This window comes from Neisseria perflava (assembly GCF_024170405.1).
Classification (GTDB): domain Bacteria; phylum Pseudomonadota; class Gammaproteobacteria; order Burkholderiales; family Neisseriaceae; genus Neisseria; species Neisseria perflava_B.
Genome location: NZ_JALJYC010000037.1, coordinates 1 through 15,741, shown reverse-complemented (window position 1 = coordinate 15,741; position 15,741 = coordinate 1). Strand labels below are relative to the sequence as shown.

The following is a 15,741-nucleotide window of genomic DNA, read 5'->3' as shown; positions in this document are numbered from 1 at the left end:
GGCGTTTTAACAACAGTGAAATAAAATCTCAAATTTCTATTTTGAAACAGTTAGTAAAAGGTAATTTGCTCTAATTATCTAGTACAGCCCCAAATATATTGTACCGCTAGTGATTCTGCTGATTTTCATCAGCAATTTGGTGTAATTGGGTGATTTAACCTGCAAGGCCGTCTGAACAGGCGTGAAAATGAAATCCAAGATTTCTGCCACACCTGTTCAGACGGCCTAGCCTTATTCTGCCGACAAACCGCGTTCTATTGTATAATCTGCCGTTACGCATAATTATCTTCCCGCCGTTTTCAGACGGCCTCTATCTGTTTTCTTATGACCCGCAAAACCACCCCATCAGCCAAGCCGAAAGCCAAAGCCGCTGCCGCCAAACCTGCGGTGCGCAAAACCGCTGCCAAAACCGCCCAGCCGAATAAAGTCTCAGAGGCGCTCAAAGCAGCCAAAGCGCTGCAAAAAAGCGAAGAGAAAAAAGCCCGCCCCGAGCATGTCGCCAATCTGATTAACGATACCTTATGGCTTTTCGGGCTGGTGGTGACGGTGTATATCGCCATTTCGCTGTGGAGCTTCGACATGGCCGACCCCGCTTGGTCGCGCAGTGTGCCCGATGTCGGCCAAGTGATTAATTTCGGCGGACTTTTCGGCGCGTATCTGTCGGATATCGGCTATTACCTCTTCGGCCTGTCGTTTTGGTGGTGGATTGCCGCTTCCTGCGTGTTTCTGTATAAAAATTTCCGCCCGCTGCAAAACCGCGAAAACCACAAGCCCTACAACCACCGCGTCGCTGCGCTGGCTTTGTTTTTACTGCTCTTGTGCAGCCCGATTTTGGAATATTTTGCCCTCTCTTCGGTATTGGACAACAGCCTGCCCGTCGGCGCGGGTGGTGTGGTCGGCTCGTTTTTGGGCGCGTTTCTCGCCAAATTATTGGGCACTTCCGGCAGCCTGCTGATTATGCTGGTGGTGGTGCTGCTGGCGGTATCGCTGCTGGCGCAGGTGTCATGGCTGGAAGTGTTGGCGAAAACCGGCCGCAATACGGAAAGCGCGGTCAGCGGTTTGAAACAGAAAATCAACGATGTACGCCAAGAAAAAGCTGCCGCTGCTGACTTGCCCGACGCGAAAAATACCCGCCGTATGGTAAAAGAGGCGCAGGCGATTACCGCCGCGCCCGTGCCGCAGCTGGCGGGCAGCAGCAGCAACCGCAAAGCCGTGCCTTTGGCTGTTGCACCGCCGCCGAAAATCCAAACTTCGCTGTTTGACCATGACGAGCCGCAGGCAGCCGGCGAATACCATAAACCTTCCCTGTCGCTGCTGAGCCTGCCCGAGGGCGAGCCGGTTACCGTCAACCCGGCCGAATTGGAGCGCACCGCCGCGCAAATCGAGTCCAAACTGGCGGAATTCGGTATCGGCGTGGAAGTGGTGTCCGCCATCACCGGCCCAGTGATTACCCGTTTTGAAATCGAACCGGCGCAAGGCGTGAAAGGTAGCCAGATTGTCGGTTTGTCGAAGGATTTGGCGCGTTCGATGTCGCTGCCTTCGGTGCGCGTGGTGGAAACCATCGTCGGCAAAAACACCATGGGCATTGAATTGCCGAACGAACACCGCCAAAGTGTGACGCTGGGCGAAGTATTGTCCTCCGCCGAATTTGCCGAAGCAAAATCCAAGCTGACCGTGGCGTTGGGCAAAGACATTGCCGGATTGCCCGTCTTCGGCGATTTGGCGAAAATGCCGCATTTATTGGTGGCAGGTACCACCGGCTCGGGCAAATCGGTCGGTGTCAACGCCATGATTTTGTCTATGCTGTATAAAGCCACGCCCGATGAAGTGCGCTTTATCATGATTGACCCGAAAATGATTGAATTGGCGGTGTACGACGGCATTCCGCACCTGCTCTGCCCTGTGGTGACCGACATGCGCGAAGCGGGTCAGGCGCTCAATTGGTGCGTGGCAGAAATGGAAAAACGCTACCGCCTGCTCGGTCATGTCGGCGTGCGCAATTTGGACGGTTTCAACGCCAAAGTCGCCGAAGCCAAGAAAAACGGCAAACCGCTGCCTAACCCGTTCAGCCTCAACCCCGATGACCCTGAGCCGCTGGAAGCGCTGCCGCAGATTGTGGTGGTGATTGATGAGTTGGCCGATTTGATGATGACCGAGCGCAAAGCCGTCGAGCAGCAAATTGCCCGTCTCGCGCAAAAAGCCCGTGCCGCCGGTATCCATATGATTATCGCCACTCAGCGCCCGACCGTGGATGTCTTGACCGGCCTGATTAAAGCCAATATCCCCACGCGCATGGCCTTTACCGTGCAGAGCAAAATCGACAGCCGCACCATTCTCGACCAAGGCGGCGCAGACGAGCTGCTGCTCTACGGCGACGCGCTGTTTTTGAAACCGGGCAACGCCGACCCCGTACGTTTGCAAAGCCCATTTACCACCGACGACGAAGTGCACGCCATCGTGTCGCACATCAAAGAGCAGGCGCCCGCCAATTATGTCGAAGGTTTGCTCAGCGGCGAAGCGGCTTTGGAAACCACCAACGCGGTCAACCCGAATGCCGACAGCGACGAGCTGTTTGACAAGGCAGTGGCCTTTGTATTGGAAAGCAAAAAAACCTCGATTTCCGCGCTGCAACGCCAGCTGCGCATCGGCTACAACCGCGCTGCTAACCTGATGGAAGCGCTGGAAAACGCCGGTGTCGTCACTCCTGCCGACATCAGCGGCAACCGCCGGATTATGGCGCAGAAAGACCATTTGTAAGGTTGGTTCAGGCCGTCTGAAAGTCTCGATGATTTTCAGACGGCCTATTCTTATTTATCAAAAACTTTCTTGCAATCCGGCCGCCGTTTTACCTCAATGCCGTCTGAAAAGCATTTTTCAGACGGCATTTTGATTTCTTTGGCGTAACATTGTGCTATACTAGTCGGCTGAATTTTATCCCTTTTGCACGGCTTGAATTTGAGCCGTCCGCCGCCATATTTGGCCGATATCCCGCAAAGGGTCTGAATCACTTTTAACCATACAACACTAAGGGCTTACAATGAGCGTAACTGTAGAAACTTTAGAAAACCTGGAACGCAAAATCATCGTGTCGTTGCCGTGGAGCGACATCAACGCTGAAACCGACAAACGACTGAAACAAACCCAACGCCGCGTGAAAATCGACGGCTTCCGTCCGGGTAAAGCACCGCTGAAAATGGTTGCCTCCATGTACGGCCAAAGCGTTCAAAACGAAGTCTTGAACGAGCTGCTGCCGCGCGCGTTCTACGACATCGTTGTGGCCGAAAACCTGCGCATCGCCGGTTATCCGCGTTTTGATGCCGTGGAAGAGCAAGACGATGAAAACGTCTTGAAAGTGGCCGCAATTTTTGAAGTGTTCCCGGAAGTGACCATCGGTGATTTGTCTGCTCAAGAAATCGAAAAAGTGACTGCCGAAGTGGGCGACGCCGAAGTGGATCAAACCGTTGAAATCCTGCGCAAACAACGCACCCGCTACAACCACGTTGAGCGCGAAGCGCAAAACGGCGACCGCGTGATTATCGACTTTGAAGGCAAAATCGACGGCGTACCGTTTGCCGGCGGTTCTTCTAAAAACTACGCCTTCGTATTGGGCGCAGGCCAAATGCTGCCTGAATTTGAAGCAGGCGTGGTCGGCCTGAAAGCAGGCGAGAGCAAAGACGTGGAAGTCAACTTCCCGGAAGACTACCACGGTCAAGACGTGGCCGGTAAAACCGCCGTATTCACCATCACTTTGGTCAACGTATCCGAAGCTACCCTGCCGGAAGTGGATGCCGATTTCGCCAAAGCTTTGGGCATTGAAGACGGCGATGTAGCCAAAATGCGAGAAGAAGTGAAGAAAAACGTCGGCCGCGAAGTCAGCCGCCGTGTTTCCGACCAAACCAAAGAATCCGTGATGGAAGCGCTGCTGAAAGCCAGCGAGCTGCAAGTGCCGAACGCTTTGGTTGAAGAAGAAGCGCAACGCCTGGCCAACGAAATGAAACAAAACTTCGTTAACCAAGGCATGGCTGATGCCGCCAACTTGGATCTGCCGACCGACATGTTCAAAGAGCAAGCCGAACGCCGCGTGGCTTTGGGCTTGATTTTGGCCAAACTGGTTGAAGAAAACAAACTGGAGCCGACCGACGAGCAAATTAAAGCCGTGGTCAGCGGTTTTGCCGACAGCTACGAAGATCCGCAAGAAGTCATCGACTGGTACTACGCCGACGAAAAACGTCTGCAAGGCCCAACTTCTCTGGCAACCGAAAGCAACGTCGTTGACTTCGTTTTGGGCAAAGCTAAAGTGACCGAGAAAAAACTGTCTTTTGACGAAGTCATGGGCAGCCAAGCCTAATCTGTCGTTTGATACGATACAGGCCGTCTGAAACGTGTTATCAATATTTTCAGACGGCCGACAAAGCACCGGAGCGGCGTTCAGAATACACATTCTAATGCGCTTCGGTGTTTTGCCATTCATTCTATTAAGGAAAATATCATGATTCCCGACATTCAAAATTATCTCGTGCCCACCGTCATCGAGCAAAGCGGCCGAGGCGAACGCGCGTTTGACATTTATTCCCGCCTCTTGAAAGAGCGTATTATTTTCTTGGTCGGCGGCGTGGACGACCAATCGGCCAATCTGGTGGTGGCGCAAATGCTGTTTCTGGAAAGTGAAAACCCCGATAAAGACATTTACCTGTATATCAACTCTCCCGGCGGCTCGGTGAGCGCGGGTATGTCGATTTATGACACCATGAACTTTATCAAACCCGACGTCTCTACTTTGTGTTTGGGTTCGGCCGCCAGCATGGGCGCTTTCCTACTCTCCGCCGGTACCAAAGGCAAACGCTTCGCTCTGCCCAACAGCCGCGTCATGATTCACCAACCGCTGATTAGCGGCGGTTTGGCCGGTCAAGCCTCTGATATTGAAATCCACGCCAAAGAATTGTTGCGCATTAAAGACAAGCTCAACCGCCTGCTGGCGCAACATTGCGACCGCGATTTGGCCGATTTGGAACGCGATACCGACCGCGACAATTATATGTCTGCCGCCGAAGCGAAAGAATACGGCTTGATCGACCAGGTTTTGGAACACCGCAGCGCATTGGAAGCTTAAGCCTGCGTTTACCCAGTCGTTTAAAAAAGCAGCGGAATAAAATTCCGCTGCTTTTTTATAGTTAATTAAAATAAGAGTGAGACACTAGCTTTTCTGTTAATGTTCCATTTCCAGATAGTACAGAACGCAGATGTTTTTTAATATTCGCCCAAGTCCGTTCAATCGGGTTCAGTTCGGGTGAGTAAGGTGAAAGCGGTAAGAGATGATGCCCGAAACGAGCCGCCATTTCTTGCAAAATACTCATTCGGTGGAATCGGGCATTGTCCAAAATAATGACCGGTTTCTGTGTCAATGCCGGTAACAAACACTGTTCGAACCAAGCCTCAAAAAAGGCGCCGGTCATGGTTTGCCGATAAACCATTGGTGCAATCGGTTTCTGCCCGATTTGAGCTGCAACCGGCGATAGGCGCTGATACTTTTTGCCGCTTATTTGAGCTTTCACTGTCTGACCTTTTGCACTGCGGGCGTACGGACGGAACAAATAGGTATCAAATCCTGTTTCATCCAAATAAACCTGCCGGTAATCGGGAAACTGAGCCAATCGGGTTAAATAATGCGCTACTTTTTCAGGGTCTTGCTCTTTGTAAACGGTTGTCTTTTTTTTTCGCGTGATACCTAAGCGTTTACATGCGTAGAAAACAGCTGATGCTGAGCAATTCAAGTGTTTGGCGATTTCATACAGATAAGCATCAGGATTCTGCTCTATAAATTGGAGCATTTTTTGGATGTCCGGTTTTGCGGCATTTTGGCCTTTGACTTGGTGCTTCAGGCCTCCTGTTTGTTGTTTTAAATCCAGCCAGTGGTAAAGAGTTGTTCGTGCTATGCCGAATACTTTTGCTACTTCGCTGACATTCTCGCATTGTGCATAATAATTCAATGCTTTTTCTCGCAAATCTGTGGAATGTGCCATAGCTGCTTAGCCTAAAAATAAAAATTGTAGCATTTTATTTTGGATTTACTATATTTATGATGAAATAAGTAAAAAATCAAACCATGTAGGTTGGGATGAAACCCCAACGAACGCCTTGGTAAATGTTGGGTTTGCAACCCAACTACCCCATGCTGCCGGTTTACTTTCTCATTCATTTCACTATAACTGAAAATCAGAATAAGCTAACATTTTGATTAAAAATAAAAAAGGCCGTCTGAAAACAATTAGGTTTTCAGACGGCCTCTATTCTGCAAATTAACCTTTATTTATTGCTCGGCAATTCTTTGCTGGTCAACGGTTTGATGTACCAAATATCGCGGCAGTAATCGGCAATCGAGCGGTCAGATGAGAAGAAGCCCATATTGGCAATATTCACCAAAGCGGAACGGCGCCAAGCGGCGGTATCGCGGTAATGCGCGTCGGCTTTGTATTGCGTGTCGATGTAGCTGCGGAAATCGGCCATCAGTTGGTAGAAGTCGCCATACGGTTGCAATACGTCGTTGTAGCGGTTCGGCTCTTCCGGTGTGAAAGTGCCGTTGCTGATTTGATTGACGACGCGGCGCAAGTCGTTGTCGCGCTCGATGTAATCCAGCGGATCGTAACCGTTGCGGCGGATTTCTTCAACCTGCTCAACGGTGTTACCGAAGATATAGCAGTTGTCGGCGCCGACTTTTTCCAAAATTTCCACGTTCGCGCCATCCAGCGTCCCCATACAGATGGCGCCGTTCAGGGCAAATTTCATGTTGCTGGTACCGGACGCTTCCGTACCGGCCAATGAAATCTGCTCGTGCAAATCGGCAGCCGGAATGATGATTTGTGCCAAACTTACGCTGTAGTTCGGGATAAACACCACTTTAATCAGGTCGCGGATACGTTCGTCGTTGTTGATGATTTTGGCAACGTCGTTAATCAGGCGGATGATTTTCTTCGCCATGTAGTAAGCGGAAGCGGCTTTACCAGCAAAGATGAATACGCGCGGCTGCCAGTCGGCATCCGGGTTTTCCAAGATTTTGTTGTAACGGTCAACGATGTGCATCACGTTCAAGGCTTGGCGTTTGTATTCGTGGATACGTTTGATTTGTACGTCGAACAGCGCATCGGTATTGACTTTGATACCCAGCTCGGTTTCGATGTATTTGGCCAGTTTTTCTTTGGCGGCTTTTTTCACTTCGCCGAATTCGGCCTGTACTTTGGGGTCATCCACTTTGCTGTTAAGTTTAGTCAGATGATCCAAATGCAGGCGCCAGTCTTGCTCACCCAAGTTTTTATCCAAGAAGGCAGACAGCGGACGGTTGGCGATGTTCAGCCAGCGGCGCGGAGTTACGCCGTTGGTTACGTTGGTAAAGCGTTCCGGGAAGACTTTGGCGAAGTCGGCAAAAATGGTGTTGACCATCAAATCGGAGTGGATTTTTGCCACGCCGTTGACTTTGTGCGAACCGATAACGGCTAACCAACCCATGCGTACACGGCGGCCGTGGGTTTCGTCGATAATGGACACTCGGCTGACGAAATCGTCGTCAAAGCTGCCGATGGCGCGTAAAGCATTCAGGAAGTAGGCATTGATTTCAAAAATAATGTCCAAATGGCGCGGCAACAAACGAGCCATCAGCTCAACCGGCCAAGTTTCCAGCGCTTCGCTCATCAAAGTGTGGTTGGTGTAAGAGAAAATCTTACAGCACATGTTCCACGCTTCGGTCCATGCAATACCTTCTTCGTCAATCAGAATGCGCATCAGCTCAGGAATCGCCAATACCGGGTGGGTGTCGTTCAAGTGGATGGCCACTTCGTCAGCTAAGGTACGGACATTTTTAAAGCGGCATTTGTGGCGTGCCACAATATCTTGCACGGATGCAGACACCAGGAAATATTCCTGTTTCAGACGCAGCTCTTTACCGCTGTCGGTCGAGTCGTTCGGATACAAAACACGGCTGATGTTTTCATCGCTGTTTTGCGCATGAACGGCACCGCTGTAATCGCCTTTATTGAAGTCTTCCAAATTAAACAGATTACCGGCGTGGGCAGTCCACAAACGCAACGGGTTGGCTACTTCGCCGCCGTAACCCGGAATCACTTCATCATAAGCCCATGCGGAAACTTCTTCGCTCGGCTGCCATTCTTTTTTGTCGCCGAAATTCAGCACAGTACCGCCGAATTTAACGGAATATTGTTTTTCAGAACGGGCAAATTGCCAAGCCAAGTCTTGATCCAACCACAAGTCGGGTTTTTCAACCTGCTGGCCGTCCACGATTTCCTGTTTAAACATACCGTATTGGTAACGGATACCGTAGCCCATTGCCGGAATACGCAGCGTTGCCAGAGAATCCAAGAAACAGGCTGCCAAACGACCCAAGCCGCCGTTACCCAAACCGGGATCTTGTTCTTGTTCGCAAACATCGGCAAACTCTTTGCCCAGTTGTTTGAACGCTTCTTCAAAGGCATCGTACACGCCTTCATTAATCAGGGCGTTTACAAATGCGCGACCCAGCAGGAATTCCATGGAGAGGTAGTAAACCATGCGTTTGCTGTTGTCGATATGGGCGCGGCGGGTTTTCAGGAAGTCTTCCGCAATCAGGTCACGTGCGGCCAGCATAGCAGCATTCAACCATTGGTGTTCGTTGGCATCCTTCGGATCAATGCCCAAAATGAAAATCATTTTGTAAACAATGGATTTACGGATGGTTTCGGCATCCGGTTTCGGCATTACATAATCGAAGCCTGATACGGGTTGCTTTTTAGCCATTTGATAACCTTTCTTAAGATTATGACAGAGTAAAAAAAACTGGGAATGCCGTCTGAAAAACTGCTGCCTACGGCATCGTAATGTCTATGTTCTTTCAAAAAGCAGCCATTAATGACAGCTTTTAACTTTTCAGACGGCCTTTACTACAAAACCGAATCATCGGCTGTTTTGGCTGTCTTATAAAACTACAAACTCTAGGGTTATTCCGGCACGCTGGCAAGCAGAATAATCGCCTTGCCACACAATTCTTCTGAAGTTGTCGCACCTTCACAACAGACATCGTTGTCATCTGATGTCTTTGATTTTATGTTAATAAAATACGGATATTTATGACACGTCAGCATTACGCAAAACCCAAATGCCCATATGCTCCACTTCACACTGCCCGTTCTGCCCGTAATTATATTTCTCTGATGGTACGCAAGAAATTTTCCACTGTCCTTGAGGCAGGTTAAATAACTGCCGACTACGTTTGGCGTTGATTAATAACAACCATTTCCCGTCAATCAAGACCTGCATGGTCTTAATACCCCGGTTGTGCCAGCATTGATCGCTCATTGCCTGCCCGTCGGTATTCAGCCACTGCATGCATTGATCATCCCACCATTGGTCGCGGTTTAACAGGCCGATTTGCTTTCTCAGGCAGATGAGTGCTTTCACATAATGTTGCAACACATGCTTTTTGCCTTTTTTCGGCCAATCCAACCACGTCAGGCTGTTGTCCTGACAATAGCTGTTGTTGTTGCCGCGCTGACTGTTGCCAAACTCATCCCCGCCCAGCAGCATGGGCGTACCGTTGGCTAATAATAAGGTTGCCAACAACGCTTTGGCCGTATATTCGCGCGATTCCAAAACTCGCTGATCATCGGTATCGCCCTCTACACCGTGGTTATAGCTGATGTTTTCATTATGGCCGTCGCGGTTTTGCTCGCCGTTGGCTTCGTTGTGTTTTTCGTTATAGCTGACCAAATCGTATAAGGTAAATCCGTCATGCGCGGTGATAAAGTTGACGCTGGCGGAAGGCTGGCGGCCGCTGTGGTTGAAAATATCCGACGAACCGGAAAACCGCTCGGCAAACGCGCTCAAATTGCCGCTTTCCCACACCCAAAATGCGCGGATGTCATCGCGGAAACGACCGTTCCATTCGGCAAACGGCTGCGGAAAACCGCCGACATGATAGCCGTCGGCACCGATGTCCCACGCTTCGGCAATCAATTTGCGTCCGGCCAATACCGGATCTTGATACAGCGTGTTGAAAAAACGTCCGTGCGCATTAAACGCCGGTTCGCGTCCCAAAATCGTACCCAAATCGAAGCGGAAACCGTCGATATGGAATTCTTCCACCCAATAGCGCAAACTGTCGGCCGCCCAACGCGCCACATCACGGTCAGACAAATTTAGCGTATTGCCGCAACCCGACCAGTTTTCATACAAACCGCCCTGCTGCACCCAATACCATTGCTTGTTGTCGATACCGCGCTGGCACAGCAACGACCCCGTCCAATCCTGCTCGGCGGTATGGTTGTACACCACGTCTAAAATGACCTCGATACCTGCTTTGTGCAGCGCCCGCACCGCCTGTTTTAATTCATCGGCAGCCTGCTCCGCCACCGCCGCATAGGAAGGCTCGACGGCAAAATGTGAATAGGTGTTGTAACCCCAATAGTTGGACAACCCCGCTTTTTGCAGAAGATATTCGTCTAAATGTTGGTGTACCGGCATCAGTTCAACAGCGGTTACGCCCAAGTTCCACAGATAAGCAATCACCCGCGCATCTGCCAGCGCTTTATACGTACCGGCATTTTTCAAGTTAGGAAAATATTTGGTCAATCCTTTGACATGCGCCTCGTAAATCACGGTTTTGCCCCACGGCGTATCCGGATAGCGGTCATCCATCCAATCGAACGTGCTTTTGCCCGTTACCACGCTTTTGGGCGCCAACGCCGCATTATCGCGGCCGTCTGAATGGTGAAACCACGCCATTTCCTCGGCATTGGCATATTTCGGCTTACCGGCAATTTTTTTAGAATACGGGTCAATCAACAATTTCTGCGGATTAAACGCCGTACCCGAGTCCGGCCGGTTTTGCCCGTAAACGCGGAAACCGTAACGCTGCCCTGCTTTTATCCCTTCGACAAAACCGTAAAACACCGATCCGCTGCGCCCAGGCAAAGGCAGCCTGATTTCCTTACTTCCGTCAAACAAACACAGTTCCACTTTTTCCGCATTTAAAGAAAATACGGCAAAATTCGCTCCGTTTTCATTCAATGCCGCACCCATCGGATACGGGCGTCCCGCTTGGATATGCCATGTTTTGGCAAACATAATGCTTCTTTCTGCTTCAATTCAAAAATGGCCGTCTGAAAATTCCCAATAAAAACCGCTGTTTCAGACGGCCTCCGAAACAGCAGTTTGACTGCTTTCCTATCTGACGGTCAAACCGCCGGACGCCGCACTATTTTGCCCGTTTTATCTGAGTCTTGATACTGCCACTTTTAATGGCCGGTTTGGCTTCGGCTGCCGCGTTCGCAACATCCTCGGTTTCCACCGTTTTCGGTTCGGCTTTTTTATACAGGTAAACAGTAGCCAAAGGAGGAATGCGCAGCGCCAGCGATTGCTCACGGCCGTGCGATTCGACGGCTTCGGTTTCCACGGTGACGCTACCGGTAACGCCACTGCCTTTATACAGCTCTTTGTCGGAGTTCATGATTTCGGTATAAGTACCAGCCTCGTTTACCCCGAAACGGTAGCTTTCATGCACCACCGGCGTGAAGTTGCTGATAACAATCACACGGTTGCCCTCGCGGTCGCGGCGCTCGAACACGAAAATGGAATTGTTGCCGTCGTCGGCAACCAGCCATTCAAAGCCTTCCGGCCATTGGTCGAGCTGATACAGCGGCGCATTGGCCTGATATACATGGTTCAAATCGCGCACATAGTCCTGCATGCCTTTGTGCCAGCCGCCTTCCTGCTCCAGCAGGAACCAATCCAAGCCTTCTTGATAATTCCACTCGCGGCCTTGCGCAAACTCGCCACCCATGAAAATCAGTTTTTTGCCCGGATAGCCGAACATAAAGCCGTAGTAGGCGCGCAGGTTGGCAAACTGCTGCCAGCAGTCGCCCGGCATACGGCCGAGCAGCGATTTTTTACCGTGTACCACTTCGTCATGTGACAGCGGCAACACATAGTTTTCGCTGTATTGGTACATCATGCCGAAAGTCATTTTATTGTGGTGGTACTTGCGGTTAATCGGATCTTCCTGCATATAGCGCAAGGTGTCGTTCATCCAGCCCATGTTCCATTTGAAGCTGAAATTCAAGCCTTCGGCGCGGGTCACATTGGCAAACGCGGTCGATTCTTCCGCCACTTCGGTCGCGCCCGGCGCTTCCTGTTTCAACATGGTGTTGGTGTCGCGCAGGAAAGCAATCGCTTCCAGATTCTCATTGCCGCCGTATTGGTTGGGAATCCACTCGCCCTGCTTGCGCGAATAATCGCGGTAAATCATGGAAGCCACGGCGTCCACGCGGATACCGTCGAAGCCGAAGCGTTCAATCCAATACAGGGCATTGCCTTGCAGGAAGTTTTTCACTTCGTTGCGGCCGAAGTTGTAAATCAGGGTATTCCAGTCTTGGTGGAAGCCTTCGCGCGGGTCGGCGTGTTCGTACAGCGCAGTGCCGTCAAAGTGGTTCAGGCCGTGGTCGTCGGTCGGGAAGTGGCCGACCACCCAGTCGAGAATCACGCTGATACCGGCATCGTGGGCGGCTTTAATCAGCGCTCTCAATTCTTCCGGCGAACCGAAACGGCTGGTCGGCGCATACAGGCCTGTCGGCTGGTAGCCCCAAGAGCCGTCAAACGGGTATTCGGACACCGGCAGCAGCTCGATATGGGTAAAACCCATTTCTTTCACATACGACACCAGCTCGGTTGCCAGCTGCTCGTAGGTCAGCCAGTAATTGTTTTCCGGATTGCGTTTCCAAGAACCCAAATGCACTTCGTAAATGCTGATGGGCGCATCGATGGCATTGGCTTGGGCGCGGAAGGCCGGTTCCGCTACTTTATCCGGCAGACCGCGCACCACGGAAGCGGTACTCGGGCGCAATTCCGCACCAAAGGCATACGGGTCGGTTTTTTCGCGCACATTGCCGTTGGCATCGCGGATTTCAAATTTATACAGCGCGTTGAGTTTGACATTCGGGATAAAGATGTCCCAAATACCGTTGTCTTTGTGCTGGCGCATGACGTGGCGGCGGCCGTCCCATTGGTTGAACTCGCCCACCACGGAAACGCGCTGCGCATTGGGCGCCCATACCGCAAAGCTCACGCCTTTCACGCCGTCGAGTTCGGCAAAATGCGCACCCAGCGTTTCATACGGGCGCAGGTGTTTGCCTTCGGCTAGCAGCCAGGAATCCATGTCTTGCAGCGCAGTGCCGAAATGGTAAACGTCTTCTTCGCGTACCGGCGCTTGGCCTTCGGCGTAGGTAATGTTTAAGGCATAGGCCGGTGCGCCGTCGGGCAACACGGCGACAAAAAAGCCGCGCTCGTCAATTTTTTCAGACGGCACAATCAATTCGCCGCTGGCGCGGTTGATGATGTCCACGGCGTATGCACCCGGCACCAGTACGCGCACGACCTCGTCGCCTTCCACCAGCCGGTGGCGGCCGAGATAGGCAAACAAATCGTTATGCGTGGCTTGGAACAGACCTTCTATTGTGTCGCGTTCTACCTTATCAATTTTATGGTAGGCTTTTACTTTATTGCTGTTTTTTTGCATACGAACCTCATCAATCATGGCAAGTTGTCCGGTCATCAACCGGTTGTGGGGAAAATCTTCCAGCGTTTGCGGCATTTTACATGCCCAATTCGGATAGCCGTCGGCAATGCCGGGCACGTTTAAATTATCGACAACGCCCAGCAGGTTTTCCAGCTGGACGGCATACAGTTTGCTGTTGCTGAGCGCGCCATAGCGGTGGAACGCGCCCAACAGCTCTTCCGTCATTTCAGACGGTATTTCGGTATCTTGCGGCAGGCAGCCGGTTTGTTTGAGCTTGTCCAGCCAATCGGCTTTGTCCTGCTCGCGCTGGCGCAAGGCCGTCTGAAAAGCCTCATCAGTGGCAATCGTACCCAAACGGTGCATGGTGCGCACATCGTTGGCTACCCAATAACCGGCCAGCGGCGCGACATCGTGGGTACTGATGACCGTGACCGACTGCGCTGGATAATGCTCGGGCAGCTCGAAACCTTGACCGTTTTTACTGAAATATACGACCTTGTAAGAAAACACCTGATACTGATACAGCAGGCGACGCGCTTCATCCGGCACGATGCCCAAATCCTCGCCGATGACCACGCAGCGGTTGCGCTGGCTCTCTAAGGCCAAAATCGCAAACATCGCCTCGGCGTTGTAATGCACATACGCGCCGAAATCCACCCCTTCGCCGCCCGCAACCCACCACAGGCGGCACAAGGCCATCACATGATCAATGCGCAACACGCCGTACAAGCGCATATTGGCACGCACCATATTGATGAATTTTTCGTAACCGGTGCGTTTTAAAGCCAGCGGATTAAGCGGCGGCAGGTTCCAATTCTGACCGGCCGGCCCCAGCGGGTCGGGCGGCGCGCCGATGGACATATCCATACAATAATCACCCGGATTCAGCCACGTATCCGCGCTGCCGGTCGCCACGCCCACGGCCAAATCGCCGTAAATGCCCAGCTTCACGCCGTGCGCCGCAGCCGCTTCGTTCACTTCGCGCAACTGAACTGCGCACAACCATTGCAGCCACATATAAAACCGGATTTCGCGCGGATGGCCTTTGGCAAAATTCCGTACCGCTTCGCTGTCGGGCGAAGTCAATTCAGACGGCCATGCGCTCCAACCGAACTGATCGGGCAGGCTGTAATATTGGTCTAAGGCTTCAAACAGGCCATAACCTTCCAACGCCGCACCTTTGGCGGCAACAAAGGCTTCAAACGCAGCACGCTCCTGCTGCGCCTCATTGCATTCCTCGTTTTCAAACGCATTGAATGCCTGCTGTAAAGCATCGCGTTTGAGCGCCCATACTGCCGTATAAGCCACCGTTTCCGGTATGCGCAAAGCGGCAATGCGCTGTTGGATTTTCGGATTTTCCAGCCATTTTTTGGCTTTTTCGCTGTAAGAAAATACCGCCAGCTTGCCCACATCCAGATAAACCGGATTGAGCCAGTCACGCGAAGAAGGGCTGTACGGACTCGCCATAGACGGACGGGCGGTAAACAGCGCATGCAGCGGATTAATGCCGATAAAATCCAGTTTGTGCACACCCGCATATGCCATCAATTCTGCCAAATCGGTAAAATCGCCTATGCCCCAGTTGCGCTCAGAACGCAGGCTGTACAGCTGCACCGCCATACCGTTCATGCGCATACCGCCCGACAATGCACCCGGTTGGTACACCTTATCCGTCGCGACAATCAGACGCGCCTTGCGTGTTTCTCCGCCGACTTCAGCCGATAAAACATAATAACCTGCCGCCAATTCCGGCAGCGCTGCCCAAGCAGAATAATGGTCGCCGTCGTTAATGCAAACAACAACATGCTCGCCCGCTTCGTTTTCCAAATCGGCTTCATGCACACCGTAAAATTCAGACGGCACACATACCGATTCGGCCTGATATTCATGCCCGACGGCTACACCGACAAAGCCGCCTTCGCCGCCGCCCTCATGCAAACTGTTTAAAATTGCGGTCAACACCTTCGGCGCAGCAGCATGATAAATGCCGTCGATGTCGTAAAAACCCAGCGCGATACCTGCTTGTGAAGCTTGTTGTTCTAATGATTGTCCGTCCATGGATACTGCCTGCTCAAAATGACTTAACGGTTTAATATTTAGGGGCTGTACTAGATAATTAGAGCAAATTACCTTTTACTAACTGTTTCAAAATAGAAATTTGAGATTTTATTTCACTGTTGTTAAAACGC

General features: G+C 51.5%; 7 protein-coding genes. 3 read left to right on the top strand and 4 right to left on the bottom strand.

The window, feature by feature from the left end; all coding sequences use genetic code 11:
* Positions 1–507: 507 nt before the first annotated feature.
* From J2T37_RS10820 to clpP, 3 genes are all read left to right on the top strand, one after another.
* Complete coding sequence (locus tag J2T37_RS10820) at positions 508–2,757, top strand: DNA translocase FtsK (protein WP_437179476.1); 2,250 nt, start codon at positions 508–510, stop codon at positions 2,755–2,757.
* A 280-nt stretch (positions 2,758–3,037) separates the two neighbouring features.
* Positions 3,038–4,348 (top strand): trigger factor, encoded by a 1,311-nt coding sequence (tig, locus tag J2T37_RS10815; protein ID WP_253355823.1) that lies wholly within the window; start codon positions 3,038–3,040, stop codon positions 4,346–4,348.
* A 141-nt stretch (positions 4,349–4,489) separates the two neighbouring features.
* Positions 4,490–5,110: an ATP-dependent Clp endopeptidase proteolytic subunit ClpP gene (clpP, locus tag J2T37_RS10810; protein ID WP_253355821.1), complete on the top strand. Its 621-nt coding sequence runs from the start codon at positions 4,490–4,492 to the stop codon at positions 5,108–5,110.
* Positions 5,111–5,171: 61 nt separating this feature from the next.
* On the opposite strand, the gene J2T37_RS10805 is transcribed toward clpP, so the two are convergent.
* From J2T37_RS10805 to glgB, 4 genes are all read right to left on the bottom strand, one after another.
* Positions 5,172–6,020 (bottom strand): IS630 family transposase, encoded by an 849-nt coding sequence (locus tag J2T37_RS10805; protein WP_253355819.1) that lies wholly within the window; start codon positions 6,018–6,020, stop codon positions 5,172–5,174.
* Positions 6,021–6,303: 283 nt separating this feature from the next.
* Positions 6,304–8,781 (bottom strand): glycogen/starch/alpha-glucan phosphorylase, encoded by a 2,478-nt coding sequence (locus tag J2T37_RS10800; RefSeq protein WP_253355817.1) that lies wholly within the window; start codon positions 8,779–8,781, stop codon positions 6,304–6,306.
* A gap of 327 nt (positions 8,782–9,108) precedes the next feature.
* Positions 9,109–11,106 (bottom strand): glycogen debranching protein GlgX, encoded by a 1,998-nt coding sequence (gene glgX / locus J2T37_RS10795; RefSeq protein WP_253355816.1) that lies wholly within the window; start codon positions 11,104–11,106, stop codon positions 9,109–9,111.
* Between the two features lie 130 nt (positions 11,107–11,236).
* On the bottom strand, positions 11,237–15,610 hold the full coding sequence (glgB, locus tag J2T37_RS10790) for a 1,4-alpha-glucan branching protein GlgB (protein WP_253355815.1): 4,374 nt from the start codon (positions 15,608–15,610) through the stop codon (positions 11,237–11,239).
* Positions 15,611–15,741: the final 131 nt, after the last annotated feature.